General features: G+C 68.2%; 18 protein-coding genes and 1 tRNA gene. 10 read left to right on the top strand and 9 right to left on the bottom strand.

Translation table 11 applies throughout. From position 1 onward, the window contains the following. The first annotated feature begins 205 nt into the window (after positions 1 to 205). The 6 genes from Q7A36_RS23495 to Q7A36_RS23470 all read left to right on the top strand — a co-directional run bounded on the left by Q7A36_RS23495 (position 206) and on the right by Q7A36_RS23470 (position 6,826). Complete coding sequence (locus Q7A36_RS23495; RefSeq protein WP_305106193.1) at positions 206 to 1,663, top strand: N-acyl-D-amino-acid deacylase family protein; 1,458 nt, start codon at positions 206 to 208, stop codon at positions 1,661 to 1,663. Positions 1,664 to 1,670: 7 nt separating this feature from the next. Beyond that, positions 1,671 to 2,096, top strand: coding sequence for a hypothetical protein (locus tag Q7A36_RS23490; RefSeq protein WP_305106192.1), 426 nt, complete (start codon positions 1,671 to 1,673; stop codon positions 2,094 to 2,096). 67 nt (positions 2,097 to 2,163) lie between these two features. Continuing rightward, positions 2,164 to 3,792, top strand: a complete 1,629-nt coding sequence (locus tag Q7A36_RS23485; protein WP_305106191.1) for a thiamine pyrophosphate-binding protein — start codon at positions 2,164 to 2,166, stop codon at positions 3,790 to 3,792. Between the two features lie 120 nt (positions 3,793 to 3,912). Further along, complete coding sequence (locus Q7A36_RS23480) at positions 3,913 to 5,094, top strand: acyl-CoA dehydrogenase family protein (RefSeq protein WP_305106190.1); 1,182 nt, start codon at positions 3,913 to 3,915, stop codon at positions 5,092 to 5,094. A gap of 5 nt (positions 5,095 to 5,099) precedes the next feature. Next, positions 5,100 to 5,684 carry a hypothetical protein gene (locus Q7A36_RS23475; RefSeq protein ID WP_305106189.1) on the top strand — a complete coding sequence of 195 codons (585 nt, stop codon included), beginning with the start codon at positions 5,100 to 5,102 and terminating at the stop codon, positions 5,682 to 5,684. A gap of 11 nt (positions 5,685 to 5,695) precedes the next feature. Next, positions 5,696 to 6,826: a CaiB/BaiF CoA transferase family protein gene (locus tag Q7A36_RS23470; RefSeq protein WP_305106188.1), complete on the top strand. Its 1,131-nt coding sequence runs from the start codon at positions 5,696 to 5,698 to the stop codon at positions 6,824 to 6,826. A gap of 93 nt (positions 6,827 to 6,919) precedes the next feature. Here the strand turns inward: Q7A36_RS23470 and Q7A36_RS23465 are convergent, their stop codons facing one another. Further along, positions 6,920 to 7,771, bottom strand: coding sequence for a transglycosylase SLT domain-containing protein (locus tag Q7A36_RS23465; protein WP_305106187.1), 852 nt, complete (start codon positions 7,769 to 7,771; stop codon positions 6,920 to 6,922). 337 nt (positions 7,772 to 8,108) lie between these two features. Further along, positions 8,109 to 8,993: an N-formylglutamate amidohydrolase gene (locus Q7A36_RS23460; RefSeq protein WP_305106186.1), complete on the bottom strand. Its 885-nt coding sequence runs from the start codon at positions 8,991 to 8,993 to the stop codon at positions 8,109 to 8,111. A gap of 114 nt (positions 8,994 to 9,107) precedes the next feature. On the opposite strand from Q7A36_RS23460, the gene Q7A36_RS23455 reads away from it, so the two are divergent. Continuing rightward, a tRNA-Val gene (locus Q7A36_RS23455) sits at positions 9,108 to 9,182 on the top strand. 571 nt (positions 9,183 to 9,753) lie between these two features. Beyond that, entirely contained in the window at positions 9,754 to 9,915 is a 162-nt protein-coding gene (locus Q7A36_RS23445) for a hypothetical protein (RefSeq protein WP_305106231.1), read from the top strand. 505 nt (positions 9,916 to 10,420) lie between these two features. Here the strand turns inward: Q7A36_RS23445 and Q7A36_RS23440 are convergent. From Q7A36_RS23440 to Q7A36_RS23410, 7 genes are all read right to left on the bottom strand, one after another. After that, positions 10,421 to 10,882 (bottom strand): hypothetical protein, encoded by a 462-nt coding sequence (locus Q7A36_RS23440; protein WP_305106185.1) that lies wholly within the window; start codon positions 10,880 to 10,882, stop codon positions 10,421 to 10,423. Positions 10,883 to 11,075: 193 nt separating this feature from the next. Beyond that, positions 11,076 to 12,029, bottom strand: coding sequence for a hypothetical protein (locus tag Q7A36_RS23435; protein ID WP_305106184.1), 954 nt, complete (start codon positions 12,027 to 12,029; stop codon positions 11,076 to 11,078). After that, positions 12,026 to 12,886, bottom strand: a complete 861-nt coding sequence (locus Q7A36_RS23430) for a TIGR04255 family protein (RefSeq protein WP_305106183.1) — start codon at positions 12,884 to 12,886, stop codon at positions 12,026 to 12,028. Before Q7A36_RS23430 ends, Q7A36_RS23435 begins: the two co-directional genes overlap by 4 nt. 787 nt (positions 12,887 to 13,673) lie before the next feature. Then, positions 13,674 to 14,822: a thiolase C-terminal domain-containing protein gene (locus Q7A36_RS23425; protein WP_305106182.1), complete on the bottom strand. Its 1,149-nt coding sequence runs from the start codon at positions 14,820 to 14,822 to the stop codon at positions 13,674 to 13,676. Then, positions 14,822 to 15,238, bottom strand: coding sequence for a Zn-ribbon domain-containing OB-fold protein (locus Q7A36_RS23420; RefSeq protein ID WP_305106181.1), 417 nt, complete (start codon positions 15,236 to 15,238; stop codon positions 14,822 to 14,824). The genes Q7A36_RS23425 and Q7A36_RS23420 overlap by 1 nt, the downstream gene beginning before the upstream one ends. A 78-nt stretch (positions 15,239 to 15,316) precedes the next feature. Then, entirely contained in the window at positions 15,317 to 16,192 is an 876-nt protein-coding gene (locus Q7A36_RS23415; protein ID WP_305106180.1) for an MBL fold metallo-hydrolase, read from the bottom strand. Positions 16,193 to 16,249: 57 nt separating this feature from the next. Then, complete coding sequence (locus tag Q7A36_RS23410) at positions 16,250 to 18,568, bottom strand: methyl-accepting chemotaxis protein (protein WP_305106179.1); 2,319 nt, start codon at positions 18,566 to 18,568, stop codon at positions 16,250 to 16,252. A 121-nt stretch (positions 18,569 to 18,689) separates the two neighbouring features. On the opposite strand from Q7A36_RS23410, the gene Q7A36_RS23405 reads away from it, so the two are divergent. Next, complete coding sequence (locus Q7A36_RS23405) at positions 18,690 to 19,328, top strand: flavin reductase family protein (RefSeq protein ID WP_305106178.1); 639 nt, start codon at positions 18,690 to 18,692, stop codon at positions 19,326 to 19,328. Positions 19,329 to 19,432: 104 nt separating this feature from the next. Continuing rightward, positions 19,433 to 21,109 (top strand): ABC transporter permease, encoded by a 1,677-nt coding sequence (locus tag Q7A36_RS23400; RefSeq protein ID WP_305106177.1) that lies wholly within the window; start codon positions 19,433 to 19,435, stop codon positions 21,107 to 21,109. The last annotated feature ends 56 nt before the right edge of the window (positions 21,110 to 21,165 follow it).

Raw genomic sequence — 21,165 nt, 5'->3', positions numbered from 1 at the left:
CGGCGCCCCCCGGCTCCCCCGCCGCTGCCCTCTGCGGGCAGCCGGCATCCACGCAGGATGGCGCCGTGATACCATTCCGGGACATGACCCTGCGCACACTGCGCGCGGTCGCCGGCGCTGGCTTGTCCCCGCGCGCCGTCCCCTGGCGCCGGCCTCGGGGACGGGACATGATCCCTGCCCTTCCAGCCCGCCGGATTCCCGACCCATGGCCCTTCGCTGCGACCTGATCATCCGTGACGCCACCCTCTTCGACGGCACGGGCGGGCCGCGCCGCGTCGGCGATGTCGGGGTCAGCGGCGACCGGATCGTGGGCGTGGGCGACCTCGGCGGCGCCAGCGCCGACCGGGAGGTGATCGCCACCGGACGCGCCCTCGCCCCCGGCTTCATCGATGCCCATACGCATGACGACCGCGCCGTGCTGATGGGCTGCGACTGCCTGCGCTGCAAGTCGTCGCAGGGCGTCACCACGGTCGTCGTCGGCAATTGCGGCGTCAGCCTCGCGCCGCTCGAGCAGCGCCCCGGCAAGCGCCCGCCGCCGCCGCTCGACCTCGTCGGCGACAGCGGCTTCTCCTTCGGGAGTTTCGGCGACTATGCCGAGGCCGTGCGCAAGACCCCGGCGGCGGTCAACACCTATGCCATCATCGGCCACCAGACGCTGCGCTGGCGCGTCATGGGCGACGACCTCTACCGCCCGGCCAATGACCGGGAGATCGCCGAGATGCGCCGCCTGGTCGCCGAGGCGCTGGCCGAGGGCGCCTCGGGCTTCTCCACCGGCCTCTGGTACAAGCCGAACATGCATGCCCCGACCGAGGAGGTGATCGCGGTGGCCGAGCCGCTGCGCGCCGCGGGCGGGATGTACTTCACCCATATGCGGGACGAGGCCGACCGGGTCTGCGCCTCCATCGAGGAGACGCTGAAGATCGGCAAGCGGGTCGGCGTGCCGGTCTGGATCAGCCACCACAAATGCTCGATGCCGGAGAATTACGGCCGCAGCGTGCAGACGCTGGCGCTGATCGAGGCCGCGGCCTCGATGCAGGAAGTCGCCTACGACATGTACCCCTACCCCGCCGGGTCGACGGTGCTGATGCCGGACCGGCTGCGCGACGATGTCCGCGTCATCGTCACCTGGTCCATCCCCTTCCCCGAGATGGCGGGCAAGGACCTGTCGGAGGTCGCCCGCGGCTGGAACACCGATATCCGCACCGCGGCCGAGAAGCTGCTGCCCGCCGGCGCCATCACCTTCCAGATGGACGAGGAGGATGTGCGGCGGATCATGCAGCATCCGCTCTCCGTCATCGGCTCGGACGGCATCCCGCACGATGCGCATCCGCATCCGCGTCTCTGGGGCACCTTTCCGCGGGTGCTCGGCCTCTACAGCCGGCAACTCGGGCTCCTCAGCATGGAGGAAGCGATCCACAAGATGACCGGCCGCACCGCCCGGCTCTTCGGCATGGTGGACCGCGGGGAACTGCGGCCCGGCGCCTATGCCGACCTCGTCCTCTTCGACCCGCACAAGGTCATGGACCGCGCCACCTTCGAGGATCCGAAGCAGGAGAGCGACGGCATCGAGGAGGTCTGGACCAATGGCGTCCCGGTCTTCCGCGCCGGCCAGGGCCTGACCGGCGAGGCGCCCGGCCGGCTGATCCGCCGCAACCGCGACTGAGCGCGGCATGGCGCGCGAGAGGGCGGACACCACCGCCACCACCGGCCTCGGCCTCTCGCGCGGGACGCTGCTGCGCGCCGCGCTCGCGGGCGGCGTGCTGCTCGCGGCGGTCGGCGGCATCGCCTGGCTTGGCGGCGAGCGGAAGGCCGCCGGCCCGCTGGAGACCTATCGCCGGCTCGGCAGCACCGCCGGCGCCGCCGCACTCGAGCGCGACCTGCGCGCGCAATTCCCTACCGGCACGCCGGCGGCGCCGCTGATCCGCCACCTGGAATCCCAGGGCTTCGCCTGCAGCCCGCAGGGCGCCGCCTGGCGCTGCACGCATGCGGCGCCCGGCGCCGAGACGGGGCGGATCTGGCGCGCCGAGGTCACCATCGCCGTCGAGCGCGAGACGGTGAGCGGCGTCACGGCGCGGTTCTCGGACGCGATCCGCTGAGCCCGCGGGGTTGCAATCCCCCGCCGCTGCGGTAGTCCGGGACCAAGGGAAACGACCGGACGACCGCATGCCCACCGCCGCCGAACGCATCGTGGAATTCCTGGCCGCGCAGGGCATCGACCGCGCCTTCTGCGTGCCGGGCGAGAGTTACATCGCGCTGCTCGATGCGCTGCATGCGCACAATGCACTCGACCTCGTCACCTGCCGCAGCGAGGGCGGGGCGGGCTTCATGGCCGTGGCGGATGCCAAGCTGACGGGGCGGCCCGGCGTGGTCCTCGTCTCCCGCGGCCCCGGCGCCTGCAATGCCAGCATCGCCGTGCACACCGCCGAGCAGGATGCGGTGCCGCTGATCCTGCTGGTCGGGCAGGTGGAGAAACGGGATCTCCGAAGGAACGCCTTCCAGGAGATCGACTATGAAAACATGTTCCGAGGCGTCGCCAAGTGGATCGGCGAGGCGACCGAGCCGGACCAGGCGCCGGAGCTGATCGCCCGCGCCTATGCCATGGCGATGGGCGGCGTGCCGGGGCCGGTGGTGCTCTCCCTGCCCGAGGACGTGCTGGCCATGGAGTGCCGCGCGCCGCTGCTGCCGGCCACCCTGCCCGCGCCCGTCCCGCCCGCCCCGGAGGATGCCGCCCGGCTCGCGGCGATGCTGCGCGCGGCGGAACGGCCGATCCTGCTCGCCGGCCATGGCTTCGAGGCCGCGGGCGGCCGCGAGGCGCTGCGCGCCTTCGCCGAGGCCTGGCAGTTGCCCGTCGCGGTCTCCTTCCGCCGGCAGGACCTCTTCGACAACACGCATCCGCTCTATGCGGGCGATCTCGGCCTCCGGAACCCCGATGCGCAGCGCGCCGTCTTCGCCGAGGCCGACCTGGTCCTGGCGCTCGGCACACGGCTGACCGACATCACGACCCAGGGCTGGACCTGGCCGGCGGCCGGGCAGCGGCTGGTGCATGTCTGCGCCGATCCGCGCTTCCTCGGCTGGCTCTTCCCGGCGGAGCTCGCCATCGCCGCCGAGGCGCGCGCGACGGTCGCGGCGCTGGCCGGCATGGCGCCGGCCGCACCGGAAAGCCGCGCCGCCTGGAATGCCCGGCTGCGGCAGATCCATGTCGCGGATTGCCAGGTCGCGCCGGGCCGCTGGCCGGACGGCGTCGCCTTCGCCGAGGTGGCGCGGCTGGTCGAGCGGATCGCGCCGCCGGATGCCATCGTCACGCTGGATGCCGGCACCTTCGGCGCGCCCTTCTACCGCAAGGCGCGCTGGGTGCCGCCGCAGCGCCTGCTGGTGCCGGTCTCCGGCGCCATGGGCTTCGGCGTGCCGGCCGGCGTCGCCGCGGCGCTGCGCTGCCCGGACCGCACCGTGATCGCCTTCGTCGGCGACGGCGGCGCGCTGATGACGGGCGGGGAGTATGCGGTGGCGGTCGCGCGCGGCGCCCCGCTCAAGCTCGTGCTCTCGGACAATGGCAGCTATGCCTCGATCCGTATCCATCAGGAGAAGGCGCATCCCGGCCGCGTCTCCGGCACCACGCTGGTGAATCCCGATTTCGCGCAGTGGTGCGCCGCCTTCCGTGTGCCGGTGACGGTGGTGGAGGGCGAGGGCGACCTCCCTGCCCTGGAGGCGGCACTGCGGGCGCCGGGCGCGGCGGCGATCGTCGTCCGCACCTCGCTCGAGGCGGTGCTGCCGCGGCGGCTCGCGGCCGAATAGCCCACGGACCGGGGTGCCCGGCGCCGCCCGGACGCGCGCCGCCAGGGCCCTCCCCGGCCCGCGGGCCGCCTTGCCAGCCCCGGGCGCGGGTCCTAATGCCGGAGGCCGGAGGACGTTTCCATGGACCAGACGCTCACCCATCCCAGTCCCGCAGGCGACCCGCATGCCGAGATCCGGGAGGAGGTGGCGAAGCTCTGCGCCCGCTTCCCCGGGGAGTACTGGCGCCGGGTGGACCGGGAGCGCGCCTACCCGACCGAGTTCGTCCAGGCCCTGACCGAGGCCGGCTATCTCGGCGCCCTGATCCCGGAGGAATATGGCGGCGCGGGCCTGCCGCTCTCGGCGGCGGCGGCGATCCTCGAGGAGATCCACAGGTCCGGCGGCAATGCCGGCGCCTGCCATGCCCAGATGTACATCATGGGCACCATCCTGCGGCACGGGAATGCCGACCAGAAGAAGCGCTACCTGCCGAAGATCGCGACGGGCGAGTTGCGGCTGCAGGCCTTCGGCGTGACCGAGCCGACCAGCGGCACCGACACCACGGCGTTGCGCACCTTCGCCCGGCGCGAGGGCGACAAATACATCGTCAACGGCCAGAAGATCTGGACCAGCCGCGCCGAGCATTCCGACCTGATGCTGCTGCTCGCCCGCACCACGCCGCGCGACCAGGTGCAGAAGAAGACCGAGGGGCTCTCCACCTTCATCGTCGACATGAAGGCCGCGCTCGGCAAGGGGCTCACCATCCGGCCCATCCGGACGATGATGAACCACAACACGACCGAGGTCTTCTTCGACAACATGGAGGTCCCGGCGGAGAACCTGGTCGGCCAGGAAGGCAAGGGTTTCCGCTACATCCTCGACGGGATGAACGCCGAGCGGCTGCTGATTTCCTCGGAATCCATCGGCGACGCCAAGTGGTTCATCAAGAAGGCCGTGGACTACAGCAAGGAGCGCGTGCTGTTCGGCCGCCCCATCGGCCAGAACCAGGGCGTCCAGTTCCCGATCGCCCGCGCCTATGCCCAGATGCGCGCGGCCGAGGCGCTGCTGCAGCTCGGCCTCGGCAAGTTCGAGTCGGGGCAGAACTGCGGCGAGGAGGCCAACATGTCGAAGATGCTGGCCGCCGAGGCCGCCTGGGCCGCCGGCGAGGCCTGCATCCAGACCCATGGCGGCTTCGGCTTCGCCGAGGAATACGATGTCGAGCGCAAGTACCGCGAGGCGCGCCTGTACCAGGTGGCGCCGATCAGCACCAACCTGGTGCTGAGCTATGTCGGCGAGCATGTGTTGGGCATGCCGCGGAGCTATTGACACGCATGGCGCTGAAGGTCGGCGACTTCGTCCGCGAGAAGGGATTTGTGACGCGGTTGATTGGGGTCATCAACCGCGATGCCGCCTACCTCGAGCGTGCGCTCGGCTTCCGTGCGGGCCGGCTCGGCCAGGGCTGGATGCTGCTCGCGCTCAAGGAGGCCGTGCAGCCCGAGGAGTTCGCCTTCGCCGGCTACAGCCATCTCTCTGGCGGCGAGGCGGCGGCCGCGACGCCATCGGGCATACCCCTTAAAGCGCGGATCGAAGCGCTGTCCCGGGCAGCGTCGACATCGGCAGACGCGCGGCTCGGGACGGGCCACGACCTGGCCAAGCGCCAGACGGCAGAAAGCTTCGTGCTGGAAGGCGCGAACCGGATTGTGAAGATCGTGCCAGCCATGCCGCACATGGCCGCCATCCCGCCGGACGAGCAATACCCGCCCGGCGCGGGTCTTCCGCAATGGGTTCTCCTCGCACCGAAGCTCTTCGTCGTGGCCGCGATCGTCGGCCGTGGCTCCCACCATTCGGGTGGGGGCGCGGGAAACCACCCGCTTCCCTCGCACTGGGTCGACCCCACCCTCGCCAAGACAGCCTGACGGAGCAGCTCATGTCTGGTTCGAAACCCCTTGCAGGCCTGCTCGTCGTCTCCATGGAGCAGGCCGTCGCCGCGCCCTATTGCGCCAGCCGCCTCGCCGATGCCGGGGCGCGGGTCATCAAGATCGAACGTGCCGAGGGCGATTTCGCCCGCGCCTATGACGCGGTGGCGAAGGGCCAGTCCAGCTACTTCGTCTGGCTGAACCGCGGCAAGGAAAGCCTCTGCCTCGACATCAAGGACCCCGCGGACAAGGCGCTGCTCGAGCGACTGGTCGCCAAGGCCGATGTCTTCATCCAGAACCTCGCGCCGGGCGCCATGCAGCGCGCGGGCTTCGGCAGCGCCGAGCTGCGGGCGCGGCATCCGCGGCTGATCACCGTCGACATCTCGGGCTATGGCGACGAGGGCGACTATGCCGCCATGAAGGCCTATGACCTGCTGGTGCAGGCCGAGAGCGGCCTCGCCTACGTGACCGGCCGCGCCGAGGGGCCGGGGCGCGTCGGCGTCTCGGCCTGCGACATCGCCTGCGGCATGCACAGCTATGCCGCGGTGCTGGAGGCGCTGATCGAGCGCGGCATCACCGGCCGCGGCAAGGGCATCGCCGTGTCGCTCTTCGACGGCATGGCGGACTGGATGACGGTGCCGCTCCTCCAGTACGAGGGCACGGGCCGGAACCCGCCGCGCATCGGCCTCGCGCATCCCTCCATCTGCCCCTACGGCGCCTTCGAGACGAAGGACGGCCAGCTCGTCCTCATCGCCATCCAGAACGAGCGCGAATGGGCCGGCTTCTGCGCCCATTTCCTGGACGAGCCCGACCTGCCGCAGAAGGAGGGCTTCCGCGTGAACAACGAGCGCGTCGCGCACCGCCCGATGGTGGATGCGCATATCGCCCGGATGTTCGCCGGCCTTACGCGGGAGGAATGCGCGGCGAAGCTCCGCCGCGCCAATACCGCCTATGGCTTCGTCAACGACTGCGAGGGGCTGCGCACGCATCCGGCGCTGCGCCGGGTGACGGTGGAGACGCCGAACGGGACGGTGCAGATCGGCGCGCCGCCGGCGCGGCTCTCGGACGGGCCGCGCGCACTCGGGCCGGTGCCGGCCATCGGGCAGCACTCGGTGGCGATCCGGGCCGAGTTCGGCGGCTGATCCGACGCGGCGGGCGCCCTGCGGCGCCCTCGCCTGCCGGATCCGGGGGGCAGGGCCACGCCGCTGCGGGTTTCCCCCTCGCGGCGATCCGCCCTATCGCGCCGCGACGCGGCCCGGCTGCGCTTCCGCCACTTCCAGCATCAGCGGGCGGCGGCCGGCGGCGGTGCGTGCCGCCGTGACGGGCGGCGCCGCGGGCGTCACGCCCCGCCGCAGCACCGGAGTGCCCATGACCAGCAGCGGCGCATTCGGCCCTGACGGCGGCGTGGCCTGACCAGGTCGCCCGGCCATGGCCACCACCTGGAAGCCATTGCCCATGATCGGCCGCGCCTCCACCACCCGGCCATTGCTCCAGGCCGCCACCATCGCCTCGCGCCGGCGCTCCTCGGCCAGCTTCACGGCCATGGCGGGCCAGGCCTCCATGACCTTGATGCGGTAGGCCTCGGCCAGTTCGGGCGTCTGCGAGTGGTAGTTGGCCGCGGCCTGCTCCCAGCTCCGGCTCTGGGCGTGGAGGCGGTTCAGGAATTGCGCGGCATAGGTGGCATTGGCCTGCGGGTCGAAGGCGGTCCGCAGATCGGGGAAGGCCTGCGCGTGGTGGTGCAGGTTCACCTGCATGCAGCCGACATCGATCAGCTTGACCCCGCGCACCCGCAGCGCCTCGACCGCGGCGATCGCCTGCTCCCGCGTGTCGAAGAAGCGGCCCTGCCCTTCCGCATTGATGGTCCAGGGCCAGGCGGAGACGCCGCGGCCCGCGGCATCGGGGCGCCCGGCCTCCACCCGGCCGATCGCATGCAGCAGGCCGGCGGGCAGGCGCTCCGTGCGCTCGGCCGCCTGGATCGCCTGGCGGCAGAGCTGGCTGGGGTCGGCGGGTGGGGCGGCCGGCCGCTCTGCCCTGGCCGCGGGGGCAAGAACGGCCAGGACCAGGGCGACGATGGCGGCAGGCCGCATGCAGACAATTCCTCAGGGACGGTGCCGGCCCCCCGGGGGCAGGTGTGTGTCGTGGGGAGGGCGTGACCGGCGGGACGGCCGGGTCGTTGTTAAACAGAAAGATATTTGCTGCGCCGCAAAAAGCCCTTGCAGGGCGCCGGCCGGCGCCCTAGCTTGTGCATCGCAGCAACACGGCCTGGCCGCGTTGTCTGCCTTTCTTGGACGTTTCCTCCCTAAACTCGGCGGTGCCGCAAGGCACCGCCCTTTTTTTGTTTAGGCACGGGTTGAGGCGCCGTGGGGTCACGGGCCCGTCAGGTGGTTCACGAGATCGTCGGAGTCGTGGGCCTGGGCCCGCGGTTCAGCGCAGCGCGGACCAGTCCGCCGCCGTCAGGGCCGCGACCAGCCGCGTGATGTCCGCCTGCAGCCCCATCATGCGCGGCAGCCGCTCGATCCGCGACTCGTCCATGTAGAGCGGACGGGCGACCTCGACCTGCAGGGCATGCACGCCTTCCCGCGGCCGGCCGTAGTGGCGGGTGACGTAGCCGCCGGCATAGGGATCGTTGCGGCGGACCCGATAGCCCATCTGGGCGAGCGCCTGCTCCGCCAGCCGCGTCGCCCGCGGGGCGCAGGCCGTGCCATGCGCGTCGCCCAGGACGAAATCCGGCGGGTTGTTCACCTGCGCCGGATGGGTTGGCATGGAATGGCAATCGATCAGCAGGCAGACGCCGAACTCGTCGCGCGTCTCGGCGATCAGCGCGGCCAGCGCCGCGTGGTAGGGCTGCCAGTAGCGGCGGATGCGGTCCTCCGCCTCGGCGAAGTTCAGCTTGCGGCGATAGACCGCCTCGCCGGTCGCTACCACGCGGGCGATGGTGCCCAGGCCGGCGCCGACCCGCGGGCTCGCGGTGTTCACCCAGGCCGGCAGCGGCCCGTCGAACATGCCGGGGTCGAGCTCCCAGGGCTCCCGGTTCACGTCGCAGAAGACGCGCGGGAAGGTCGCGGCGAGGAGCGGCGCGCCATGCTCCGGCGCCGCGGCGAAAAGCTCGTCCACGAAGCCGTCCTCCGAGCGGCGGAGGGCGACGGGATCGAGCCGCGCGGCGGCGACGAAGTCGGGCGGATAGAACCGCCCCGAATGCGGCGAGGCGAAGACGAGCGGACAGCTCCGTCGCGCCGGGCGCGACAGGAGATAGGGGGGCGGTTCCGCGGTGAGCGGAGCGGCGGGGGTGAGATCCAGCGGGAGGTCCATCGGCACCCACGATCAAGCCACAGGCGCCCGCCTCTGTCACCCACCACCATCATTCATGCCGGTAAAGGCTTGCCCACCCCAGGCGGCCGGGCTATAGCCGCGCTCCCGGACGATGGGCGCGTAGCTCAGCGGGAGAGCACTACCTTGACACGGTAGGGGTCACAGGTTCAATCCCTGTCGCGCCCACCACTTTCGTCCGAAATATCAAGGGCTTAGGTGTCATTCTTAAAGCGCCAAATAGGGACATTCAGGGACAAAAGGCGGCACCGAGCATCTGAAGCGTCGAGACACCTATTTCCTGCTAAGCTATTGATAAATGGGCTTAAATTCTCGGCTCGGAGCGAACTCCCAGGGCTACGGACCCGGACCGATGCGTCCGCATGTGGGCAAGAGCCGGGCATCATCGATTTGTTTTAGCGACGCCATCCGTTGCATTCGGCTGATGCACTGAGCTTGGCGGCTCGGCGGTGTTCCGCCGTGGCGAACAGTGTACGGCTACATGCGCACTTTCGCTCCGATGGCGTGTGGGAGAGCATCCGCCACCACTTCGCGGCCATGCTGCGCAAGGGAGCGGAGCGGGAGGCCAACCCCACGGCGGCGATCACCGACACCCAGAGCGCGAAGACCACGGAGGGCGGCGGCCCGCGCGGCTGGGATGCCGTGAAGCAGCTGAAAGGGCGCAAACGCCATGTTGTCGTGGAGACAGACGGTCTGCCGCGCTGCAGGCGCTACCGGCTTCGTCGAGCAGCCGCGCCGCTAAGTGATCGAGAAATCGCTCGGTTGGTTCGGCCGGTGGCGGCGGCACTCCAACGGCTACGAGGTGCTGCCCGAGGTCTCCGAAGAGATGGTCACCTTGGCCGCAATCCGCCTCATGCTGCACCGCATCCCTCATCTCAATCGCCGACGGCTACCCGCCCCATGACCTCGCAATCGGGGTCTGAGCGCTGCGAGCGAGGCCGTCCGACGGCGCGTGAGGCTGCCACAGTGCTCTTTGGCGGCGACGGATCAGGGCTCACACCAGCCTCAACCATGCTCGCTGCGCTGCGCGTGGCTGCGCGTCGTCTATCACGCCACTGCCGCGGGGCCGCCAAGTCGGAGCGAGAGAGCAGGCTCGCCAGTTAAACCAGAAAGTGGGATCTGGTTGGAGGCTGCGACGACGCTGTCGCACCCGTGCTCGATGGTGCAGAATGGCACATTCCGCGTGAAACCGTCGTGCCGCCCAACATCAGCCATATTCCGCTGCCGTGCTATTCGCCGGAATCGAACCGGGTAGACCAGATGTGGCTTGGCCAAAGAGTGTCTGTACTCGCAACATGTGAAGGATTGGGAGGTCATTCTCCATACCTGTTGCAAAACCTGCAAATTACTAATGCCAAAGCACCGCCACTCTTTTTCACTGCTTCCAGTGATGCCACACAAATCCTCTATTAAGTATTAGAATGCAAAGCCAAATAAGCTGCGAGCACTCTGCCGCCAAGAAGCTCTTCTTTGGTAACTAACGTCGGTCCGAACGCTTTCCGGAGTTCCTGCCTCACGGCACTACGGCGCTTTTCTCTTACGATGGTGACACGCATCATCACTTCAGCATGCAGGGAGTTCGCCGGCCGTGCCGTATCGTAGACACAATATGCGTTCGTTCCACCCTCAGGGGTTTGGATGCTTCTTATAGTTTTGACGTCCGCGATTGCGACACCCGCCCAGTCAGCAGTTATATTTTCACCCCTCGCGCGGGCCAGCGTCACAATGTTCGATACGGCGAGCGCCAGTTCTGTAATCGCGTCGTCTCCGTCACGATACCTGCAGACAGAGAGCCCCCCACTGTCACTGCCTTGGAATGCAGTTACGCCAACGATTCCATCGACGACGTGGGTTGAGAGCAGGATGCGCATAACGCGCTCTGCGTCAGCTACCGGACCAGGAGAAAGGTCTACAATTCGGAGTCTCTGGCAGCCACACATTGGGACAGCCGTGTCGATGCGCTCCACTCGACTTTTATGATCTCCTCGAGACGCTAGCTCAACCTCTCTGCATCGGGCACACAAATCCTGGCCCTCGTTCATCGCGTCGACGCCGGCTTCTATTCTAAAGGGTGTGAAGCGATAGAGAAGTCCAAAGAGATGGTGGCATCAACCAACCATCAAATTGCTCATCCTCCTCCATCACAACACTTCCCGCTTCGACGAACCAATGAAGAACATTATCGTCACCCACCTCAACCGACGCAAAAGCTCCATCACGCTCCCAGAAGAACGTGACACTACCGTCAATGCCTGCCTCAACTTGCGGAAAAACGTCGCTTGCCGAGAAATGCGAGTTCTCCACAGCTTGCCCAAAGGCATCGAGAAATGCTCTTGCGTTCCGTACTGCAGCTTTGCTGAGCGGTTGTGCAGAGTAGCCATCCCAGCCCTCTTTAAATGCTGCGAAGCGGCGCAATCTGCTAAGAAGCCTTCCCTTGATGAGGGTCAAGGAAGTGTCTTGCACAACCGCAGTCCAAGCTGGAGAGTGACTTCCAGTTCTCTCGAGAACAGCAACAGAACTTTCAGCGCGATGTTGATTTTCCCAAGTCTCAATTAATAAGACTGGTTCAGCAATTTTTTTCGAGATGAGCCATGAATCTTCGGTATGGTTATCTGGCGTTGGACAAATTAGAAACTGCGCCAGATATTCCGAGTGAGATCTGTAATGCATCTCCTGCAACAGCTTCTCTGTACGCCGCGCGATTTCCCTCATAGATATGCGCGTCATATTAATTTGACTTATAGTACGACGCGCTGCGCGGTCAGAGTTATTAGCCCCCATAAAGGTAAGGTCGAGAAGGCGCTCTTCAGATCTGTCCTCCTCCCAATAAGTCCTCTGTAAATACTCCTTCGGCTGAGGAGTATAATTTTCCGATGATATATTAGACGCCACTTCTACTTTCGTGTAAAAAGCACCTTCAACCTGATGATTGAAAGCATCGTGCCCCCAAACGGAAACTGCGTGTGGCCGGGATGCAGTAACGCTAGATGTAGAGCGAGAAACCGCAAATCCGCTCATTCGCTTGCCCCCCCAAGATTGATGCGGGCAGCAATGGCTTCAGAGATCACCTCTCCCATCAAGCGCTTGTTTTCAGAATGAAGCATTTCAAACCGGATGCGTGCCCACTTATACGCGTCTCTAGGATCAACCTCGGTTGGTATGTAGCCGGATTGGTTTATCGCGTCGGTTAGAACGATGGCGACGCTGATGCCGCGACGCTGCTCACCTTCAGGTGTTTGAAGATGAACATCGTCCAAATTAACGTTAACCAATCGTCTTACATGATCATCTAGCCGTTGAAAGACGCCCGCATGAGAATGCCACTGTTCTTGAGTGTTGTAGACAACAGGAGCAATCCATTGGGAGCGTCCAGGCGGCTGGAGTAATTCGGAGACCCTAGGCGGCCCGTCACTATGCATCCAAACAAATGTATCCAGATACGTTAAGCCGACCGAAACCGGCGGGATCTGCGACGTCGTGAACAACGCGCAAGCTTCCTCAAGCAGCCGATACACCTCACGTGTAACTGCATCCCATCTACTGTATTGCGTATGCCGAAGGGTTATGAGTTGTCGCTCAACTCTTAACTGGATGCCAGGATGGCCATCCGGCCTGACTCGATCGAAAAAGAATGCACTAATTGACGCTTTCGTCGCGGCTGGCTGATCAAGCGTCAAATTAGGAACCGTCACGTCAATCGATTGCTCCTCGCCTCCCCGAGGTAGCATTTTTCGAACCCGATTGTGGAGGCGCTGCATTTCAGCGCGAGAGAAAGCGCCTTCTGGCAATGGCCGAGCAAACTGGACAGCGAAGAGCACGTGGTCGATAGCATGCCCCTCATGCAGAGGTTCAAATTGACCTTCGCTCTGCGTCATCGCGCCCCTTCCGCTGCTGGCGTTCGTTGCCCTTAAACAGCGTCCCAACCTAACACCTAATCGGCACGGCGTTAACTCACCCCGGACGGGCAAACTCCAACCGCACTTTAGAGTCCTTGAATGGGGTCGCTCAAGCTAAACCGCAGGCAAATCTAGCTCTCACGGCGCATCGACTCTTGGTGGATGATCTAGACAGTTGCCATCTTGTAGCCACTTGCGGACCAAATTCCTCGCACACACACTCTGTGCGGCGGCACACCGCGCTGCGCCGGGCAGATTAGCAACACTACCAGTACTTACTCGGCACGGGTCGGGTCGGACAATAGAACATCAAGCAGGCGACAAACCGGACTGCATAGCCCTACCTCCAGCTAAGCTATTCCAGGGTAGAAAGCTCCGACATTTTGTACATCGATGAGGGTTTCGTTCGTTTTTTGTTCTAGAAATTCGGTGGGCAAGAGACGGGCAGAATAGCATCTGTTGCGACGCAAATCCCTGATTTCTTTACGTATTTTCGTTGCTGAATTCTACGTTGACACGGTAGGGGTCACAGGTTCAATCCCTGTCGCGCCCACCATCGTCCCGGCTTCCCGACACAATTTGTGGATTTGGCGCTGACAGCAGCATGCCTGCGCCGGCGAGACCCGGACGATGCGCCGATCTCCACGAGGCCGATGCGGCCCCGGTTGCGATCCGCCTCCGGCGAACCTCCCAGGCTTTGCACCCGCACACCGATCCATCCAGGCGCTGGCCCACACGCCGTGTGGGCCAGGCCAGGGACGATGGCTCAGGGCCGCTCGTTCGAGAAGACGATGGTGCCGGAGGCGCTGAACATGCCGCCGACGCCATGGCAGACGCTGACCTTGGCGCCCGGCACCTGCGCCGGCGCCGTGCCGCGCATCTGCCGCACGCTCTCCTGCAGGGCGAACATGCCGTACATGCCGGTATGGGTGTAGGAGAGGCCGCCGCCATTGGTGTTGAGCGGCAGCTTGCCGCCCGGGCGGGTATTGCCCTCGCGGATGAAGGCCGCCGCCTCGCCCGGCTTGCAGAAGCCGAGATCCTCCAGCCCATAGAGCGGCAGGTGCGCGAAGGCGTCGTAGATCATCATGTGATCGACATCCTTGCGGTCGATCCCCGCCGCCGCGATCGCCGTCGGTCCCGCCACGCGGAAGGCGCGCGAACTGGTGAAATCCTCCATCTGGGAGACCATGTTGGTCTCGACCGATTCGCCGGTGCCGAGGATGTAGACCGGCTTGGTCGGAAAATCCTTCGCCCGGTCGGACCTCGTCAGGATCAGCGCGCCGCCGCCATCCGTCACTAGGCAGCACTGCAGGATGCGGAAGGGATAGGCGATCATCCGGCTGTTGAGGACGTCGTCCACCGTGATCGGGTCGCGGAACATGGCGCGCGGGTTCCTGCCCGCCCATTCCCGCTGCACCACGGCGACCGTCGCCAGGTCCTCATGCGTCACGCCGTAGGTCTTCATGTAGCGCAGCACGGGGATGGGGAAGAGCGTCGGCGGTCCGAAGGGACCGTAGGGCATCTCGAACTGCCCGTTCAGCCCCTCGGGCTCGGCCGGGCGCGGCGTGGCATTGATGCGCGACTTGCCGCTCTCGCCATGCGTGATGAGGATGGTATCGGCATAGCCGGCATGGATGGCCGCCGCGGCATGGCGGACATGCAGCATGAAGGAACAGCCGCCGACGCCGGTGCCGTCCACCCATCTGGGGGTGATGCCGAGGTAATGCGCGATCTGCTGCGGCATCATCGGGCCGACGCAGGCCACGCCGTCGATGTCGCCGGGCTTGAGGCCGGCATCGGCCATGGCGTTCAGCGCCGCATCGGCATGCAGCATGATCTGGGACATCTCGGGCACCGCGCCGATCCGGGTGGATTCGGCGGCGCCGACGATGGCGATCTCTCCGCGTCCGAGCATCACTTGCCTCCCTGCGCGGGACGGAAGAGCGGCAGGGTGATCTCCTCGTCCATCGGGGTGAAGGCGACCTCGAGCCGCATGTCGAGCTGGAGCGCCTCCGGCGTCTGCTCGCAGTCCACGATGTTGGTCATCATGCGCGGGCCTTCCTCGAGCTCGACTACCGCGATGGCATAGGGCGGCGTGAAGCCGGGCACCGGCCGGTGGTGGATGACGTAGCTGTGCAGCGTCGCGCGGCCGGAGGCCTCGAAGACCTCGACGTTGCGCGTGCCGGTATAGGGGCTGAAGGGGCGCGGCGGGAAATAGGCGCGGCCGGTATCGCCGCAGCGCTGCAGCAGCAGCTTGCCCGCCTTGCAGCCCTCCCAGAAATGCTTCGTCTCGGGCGTCGGTTTCGGCTTCGCCCTGCCGGGTGGCAGCATGCCCCGTCTCCTCCTCGTTGGACGGGGCGGAGCCTGCCACGGCAGGCCCGGCAGGGCGAGAGGGGGCCGGCCCGCGCGCTACATCGCGGGGTACCAGCCGTCGTTGATCATGGCATAGCCCTCGCCGCGGCGGACGAGGTGCAGGAAGCCCGGGAAGTGCATGTGCATCCCGGCCACCGCCTGGCCGTCGGTCGCCACCATGTCGAAGACGCGCCGGCGCGTCGCCTGCGCCTGGCCCGGGTCGATGTCGAAGGCCATCGTCACCTCGGGGCGCGGGATCTGGATCTCCGGCACATGGATGATGTCGCCCCAGATCAGCAGGCTGTCCTGGCCGGAGACGACCATGTAGCCGCTGTGCCCCGGCGTATGGCCCGGGAAGGGCATGGCCGTGACGCCGGGGAAGACCTCGCCGCCCTCATGCAGCCGGAGCCGGGCGCGGTAGGGCGCGGCCTGGGCGCGGCAGGCCATGAAATTGCGCTCGCGACTCGAGTCGTCCGCCTTCGCCATCGCGGCGTCGTCATGCCAGAAGGCGTGCTCCGCCGCGTGCATGACCAGCTCGGCATTCGGAAAGAGCGCCTTGCCCGCCGCGTCCGAGAGGCCGTTGGAATGGTCCGGATGCATGTGGGTCAGCAGCACCGTGTCGATCGCGGCCGGGTCGACGCCAGTCGCCGCCAGGTTCTCGAACAGCTTGCCCCCGGTCGCCGCCATGGCGCCGCCGCAGCCGGTATCGACGAGCGCGGTGCGGCCGCCGCTGCGGATCAGGAAGCAGTTCACCGCCGTCCGCCGCGGCACCGGCCGGAAGGCGTCGCGCAGCATCTGCGCCGCGGCCTCCGGCTCGATGTTCTGGATGACGGCCATGGAGCCGTCGAGATAGCCGTCACTGACCGTGGTCACGAGGATGTCGCCGATCCGGCGATGATGCACTGCCGGGACCTGCTTCTCCGGTAAGGCCATGGCCGTTCCCCCTCTTGCGTGTCGGGGGGAACCCTAGGCCAGGGCCGGCGGGGTCGCCTATCCCCGCCGCACCGTCGCCAGGAACTCCCCGGACCGGCTGCGCAGCGTGCCGGCATGGCCGGTCAGGTCGTTCGCCGCCCTGAGCAGCGAAGCCGAGGCCTCGCCCGTCTCCTGCGCCGCGCGGCGCACGTCGCCGATGCGCTGGTTCACCGCCGTCGTGCCCTCGGCGACCTGGGCGGCGCTGCGGGCGATCTCGCGGGTCGCGCTGCCCTGCTCCTCCACCGCTGCGGCGATGGCACCGGTCACCTCGTTCATCTTCTCGATGGTGGAGCCGATGCTGCGCAGCGCCGTCACCGCCTCCCCGGTCGCCGTTTGGATGGCACCGATCTGCGCGGCGATCTCCTCGGTGGCCTTGGCGGTCTGGCTGGCCAGGGTCTTCACATCGGAGGCCACCACGGCGAAGCCCTTGCCCGCCTCGCCGGCCCGCGCCGCCTCGATTGTCGCGTTCAGCGCCAGCAGGTTGGTCTGCCCCGCGATGTCGCCGATCAGCCGCACCACGTCGCCGATCCGCTGCGCGGCCTCCGCCAGGCCCTGCACCGTCCCGTCGGTCGCCCGCGCCTCCTCGGCCGCGGAGCGGGCGACGGCGGCGCCGTCCGCCACCTGCCGGGTGATCTCGGCGACGCTCGCCGCCAGTTCCTCGGCGCCCGCCGCCACGGCCTGGACATCGGCACCGGCCCGGCCGCTGACGGCAGCCACCGCCTCCGCCTCCCGCCCGCCGGTCGCGGCGGCGCCGGACAGGGCCTCGGCCGCCGCATGCACCTGGCCGGCCGCGGCGGCGACCGCCTCCACCACGCCGCCCATCTCGGCCTCGAAGCTGTCGGCCAGCCGCGCCTGGGCGGTCGCCACAGTCCAGACCAGCATGGCGGCGACGTAGCGCCCCTCGGCGTCGCGGATGGCACTGATCGACTCGTCGATGACCTCCTCCCCCAAGTGGAACCGGGCATGCTGCGGCAGCCGGTCCGGATCCTCCGGGATGGCGTTTCCCTGCACCGCATCGGCGCGCAGGAGTTCGATGCCCTGGCCGAGCACGGCATCGGCCTGCACCGGCAGCACGTGTTCCAGCCGCTGCAGGAGATCGCGGCTGGCCGGGTTCATGTAGGTCACGCGGAACCCGTCCCGCGGGTCGACGGTCATGATGCCGGTCGGCATCTGCTCCAGCATCTGCTGCTGGGCGAAGGCGCGCTGCACCGTGCCGCGCAGGTCCTCCAGCGCCGCCGCGATGGCGCCGATCTCGTCCCGCCGGCCGCGGTCGGGCACGGCGACGGAGGCATCGCCGCCGGCGATGGTCCGGATGGTCGTCGCCAGGCGCTGCAGCGGCGCGCCGATGCTCCGGGCCATCAGCCAGCCCGAGGCGATGAGGATGAGGACCACGCCGAGCCCGAGCCAGAGGGTCGCGGCCTCGACCTTCGACGCGGCCGCGGCGCTGGCGGTGACCCGCGCCGCCGCCAGGGTGCCGAGGCGGGCATTTGCCTCCGCCAGGGCGGCCTCCAGCCGCTCGCGCGCCGGGGTGCTCTGCTCGGTCCGCGCCTTCTGCATGTCCTCGGCCAGCCGCACCACCTCCAGCGCCGACTGGGTGATGGCATCCGCGATGCCCGTGATCCGCTGCAGGTCGGCCGCGCCGGGCCCGTTCGCCGCGACGCCCGACAGGGCGCGGGCATGCACCCGCAATTGCGCCGCCGCGCGGCGGACCCGCCGGGACTGCGTCTCCTCCGCGGTCGCGAGGTAGCGCTGGCTGGAGAAGCGGACATCGTTCAGCGCGGTGTGGAAGGTCATCAGCCGCTGCCGCGCCTCGTCGCGCTGCTCGGCCGGGACGTCGAGGTCGACCATGCTCGCCGTCGCCTCGAAGGCCTGGTCGTATTCGCCGACACGGGCGAAGAGCGCGCCGTCGCGCTGGGTGATGAGCTCCCGCCGCAGCCGGGCCTGGTCGACCGCCGAAGCGGCATAGGCGCCGAGCGCCTGGCGGGCGAGGTCGAGCCGCTCCGTCACCGCCGGATCGGCCGCCGACTCGGCTGCCGCCTGGAGCTGGTCGCGGGCACGGGCGAGCTCGGCCTCCATGCCCTTGGTCATTTGGTCCACGCCCTCGGTGGCCTGCGACAGCACGATGTCCCGCAAGGCGACATCGGCGCGCATGACGGCCCTGGCGGCGCCCTGCGCCGCGGTCTGGGCCGCGACCGCCTTGCGCTCGGCCAGCAATTGCTCCCGCGAGGCGGCGAGTTCCCTCTCCACCACCAGGACGAGGCCGGCGAGCAGCAGGATGGCGAGGGCGGCACTCGCCGCCAGCTTGCGGCCGACGGACAGGTTGCGGAACAGGCGCATCGTGCGGGGACCCTCCTCGACCGTAGGATGCGCCTATTAGATTACCCTGACATAAACGCCCCTCGACAGCCCGGCGCCGCCACGCCACCGTCGCCGCACGCATGCATCAGGAATTCCCGGAATGCTGTTCGACTTCGAGAAGCTCGCCCCGCAGGACTGCTACAAGCTGGTGGTCTCCTCCGTGGTGCCGCGGCCGATCGCCTGGGTGGTCAGCCAGGACGAAGCAGGGGTGGTGAATGCCGCGCCCTATTCCTTCTTCAACGCCTTCTCCGACAACCCTGTCGTGGTCGGCATCGGCTGCGGCCCGCGGCCGGAGGGCGCGCTGAAGGACACGGCCGAGAATATCCGTAGGACCGGCGAGTTCGTGGTGAACCTGGTGCCGGAGAGCGCCATCCACGGCATGAATGCGACGGCCATCGACTTCCCGCCGGGCGTCGACGAGCTGGCCGAGGCCGGGCTGACGAAGCTGCCCTCGGCCAAGGTGAAGCCGCCGCGCATCGCCGAGAGCCCGGTGGCCCTCGAATGCGTCACCTTCCAGCTCGTCCCGGCGGGCCGGCACACCATCGTCCTCGGCCGCGTCGTCGCGGTGCACATCCAGGACGACTGCGTCCTCGACCCGGTGAAGTGCTACGTGGACACGCCGAAGCTCGGGCTGGTCGGGCGCATGCATGGCCGCGGCTGGTATGCCCGCACCACCGACCGCTTCGAGGTGCCGCGCATGACCGTCGCCGAGTGGGAGGCGAAGAAGGCGGCCGAATAGCGGCGCTGGGCGCGCGTCGTCGCGGGTTCCACGGCGGCGAGGCGGCATGCTAGGGTCATTGCGAATGAATCGCAAATGACCCCAGCTGCCATGATCCTGGCCACGTGACCGCCGCCCCTTCCACCTCCGGCCTCGCCCTGCCGGAGGCAGCGCCCCGGCCGCGCCGCCGGCGGGGCGGCTGGAGCCTGCTCTCGCTGCCACTCGCCGGCCTCATCGCCGCCCCGCTGCTGGCGGTGCTGGTCTCGGCGGCGGTGCCGGCGGGCGCGGTCTGGCACCACATCGCCACCACCACCCTGCCGGAGATGCTGGCGAACTCCGTCGCGCTCTTCCTGCTGGTCGGGCTGATGACGGCGACCGCCGGCGCGGTCTCGGCCTGGCTGGTCTCGGCCTGCCGCTTCCCCGGCCGCGGCCTGCTGGAGGTGGCGCTGCTGCTGCCCATGGCCATGCCGGCCTATGTCTGCGGCTATGCCTATACCTGGCTGCTGGATGTCGCCGGGCCGGTGCAGACCGGCTTCCGCGCCGTCACCGGCCTGCGCTGGAACCAGTACTGGTTCCCCGAGATCCGCAGCCTGCCCGGCGCCGCCGTCATGCTGGCGATGGTGCTCTACCCCTATGTCTACCTGCTCTGCCGCAACGCCTTCCAGCAGCAGAGCGTCTGCCTGCTCGAGGCCTCCCGCACCCTCGGCCATTCGCTCGGCGCCTGCTTCCTCCGCCTCGCCCTGCCCATGGCGCGGCCGGCCATCGTCGGCGGCGTCGCGCTGGCCCTGATGGAGACGCTCGCGGATTTCGGCACGGTGCAGCATTTCGCCGTCCGCACCTTCACGACCGGCATCTACGAGGCCTGGTTCGGCCTCGGCGACCGCGGCGCCGCCAGCCAGCTTGCCGCCTGCTTGATGGGGCTGGTCGCGGCGCTGCTGGCGCTCGAGCACCTCTCGCGCGGCGGACGGCGCTTCCACGCCACCACGACGCGGCAGCCGCCGCTCAACCCGGTGCCGCTGCATGGCTGGAAGGCGCCGGCGGCCTTCCTGCTCTGCGCCATGCCGGTCGTCCTCGGCTTCCTCGTGCCGGCGGGGACGCTGCTGATGCTGATGGTCCAGGTCGGGGATCCGCTGGAGCCGGCGCGCTTCCTGCCCTTCGCCCGCAACAGCGTGGTGCTGGCCGGGACCGCGGCGAGCGCGGCGGTGCTGCTGGCCGCCTTCCTCGCCTGGGCGGCGCGGCTCGACCCGCGGCCGGCGCCGCGGCTGGCGCTGCGGGTGGCCGGCCTCGGCTATGCCATCCCAGGCTCGGTCATCGCGGTCGGCACCCTCGTGCCGCTCGGCCTCTTCGACAATGCGCTCGATGCTTGGATGCGGGCGCGGTTCGGGCTGTCGACCGGCCTGCTGCTCTCGGGCGGCATGCTCGCGCTGGTCTTCGCCTATCTCGTCCGCTTCCTCGCGGTCGCCCTCTCCGCGGTCGAGTCGGGATTGGCCCGGGTGAAGCCCTCGCTCCGCCACGCCGCGCGGGTGCTCGGCGCCTCGCCGGCCGGGGCGGTCTGGCGGGTCGAATTGCCGCTCGCCAGGGGCAGCCTCCTCACCGCCTTCCTGCTGGTCTTCGTGGACACGATGAAGGAACTGCCGGCGACGCTGATCGTACGGCCCTTTGATTTCGATACGTTGGCGGTCAGGGTCCATGGGCTCGCCGCGGATGAGAGGCTGGCCGAGGCGAGCACGGCCGCGCTGCTGATCGTCGCTACCGGCCTCCTTCCTGTGCTCGCCCTTACGAGAGCCATTCGAGGGAGATGAATGTTCGCTGAAATACATTCCTTATTATATATCAGCCCCTTCACAGTTTTGTGGGC

The organism is Paracraurococcus lichenis (assembly GCF_030657435.1).
GTDB lineage: Bacteria > Pseudomonadota > Alphaproteobacteria > Acetobacterales > Acetobacteraceae > Paracraurococcus > Paracraurococcus lichenis.
This window is presented reverse-complemented; position numbering and strand designations above follow the sequence as displayed.

Coding starts and splice junctions, on each gene's coding strand:
- Q7A36_RS23495 (WP_305106193.1), top strand. CDS start 206: ATGGCCCTTCGCTGCGACCTGATCATCCGTGACGCCACCCTCTTCGAC.
- Q7A36_RS23430 (WP_305106183.1), bottom strand. CDS start 12,886: ATGACGCAGAGCGAAGGTCAATTTGAACCTCTGCATGAGGGGCATGCT.
- Q7A36_RS23440 (WP_305106185.1), bottom strand. CDS start 10,882: ATGCGCATCCTGCTCTCAACCCACGTCGTCGATGGAATCGTTGGCGTA.
- Q7A36_RS23425 (WP_305106182.1), bottom strand. CDS start 14,822: ATGCTCGGACGCGGAGAGATCGCCATCGTCGGCGCCGCCGAATCCACC.
- Q7A36_RS23485 (WP_305106191.1), top strand. CDS start 2,164: ATGCCCACCGCCGCCGAACGCATCGTGGAATTCCTGGCCGCGCAGGGC.
- Q7A36_RS23490 (WP_305106192.1), top strand. CDS start 1,671: ATGGCGCGCGAGAGGGCGGACACCACCGCCACCACCGGCCTCGGCCTC.
- Q7A36_RS23460 (WP_305106186.1), bottom strand. CDS start 8,993: ATGGACCTCCCGCTGGATCTCACCCCCGCCGCTCCGCTCACCGCGGAA.
- Q7A36_RS23465 (WP_305106187.1), bottom strand. CDS start 7,771: ATGCGGCCTGCCGCCATCGTCGCCCTGGTCCTGGCCGTTCTTGCCCCC.
- Q7A36_RS23435 (WP_305106184.1), bottom strand. CDS start 12,029: ATGAGCGGATTTGCGGTTTCTCGCTCTACATCTAGCGTTACTGCATCC.
- Q7A36_RS23475 (WP_305106189.1), top strand. CDS start 5,100: ATGGCGCTGAAGGTCGGCGACTTCGTCCGCGAGAAGGGATTTGTGACG.
- Q7A36_RS23405 (WP_305106178.1), top strand. CDS start 18,690: ATGCTGTTCGACTTCGAGAAGCTCGCCCCGCAGGACTGCTACAAGCTG.
- Q7A36_RS23415 (WP_305106180.1), bottom strand. CDS start 16,192: ATGGCCTTACCGGAGAAGCAGGTCCCGGCAGTGCATCATCGCCGGATC.
- Q7A36_RS23420 (WP_305106181.1), bottom strand. CDS start 15,238: ATGCTGCCACCCGGCAGGGCGAAGCCGAAACCGACGCCCGAGACGAAG.
- Q7A36_RS23480 (WP_305106190.1), top strand. CDS start 3,913: ATGGACCAGACGCTCACCCATCCCAGTCCCGCAGGCGACCCGCATGCC.
- Q7A36_RS23470 (WP_305106188.1), top strand. CDS start 5,696: ATGTCTGGTTCGAAACCCCTTGCAGGCCTGCTCGTCGTCTCCATGGAG.
- Q7A36_RS23410 (WP_305106179.1), bottom strand. CDS start 18,568: ATGCGCCTGTTCCGCAACCTGTCCGTCGGCCGCAAGCTGGCGGCGAGT.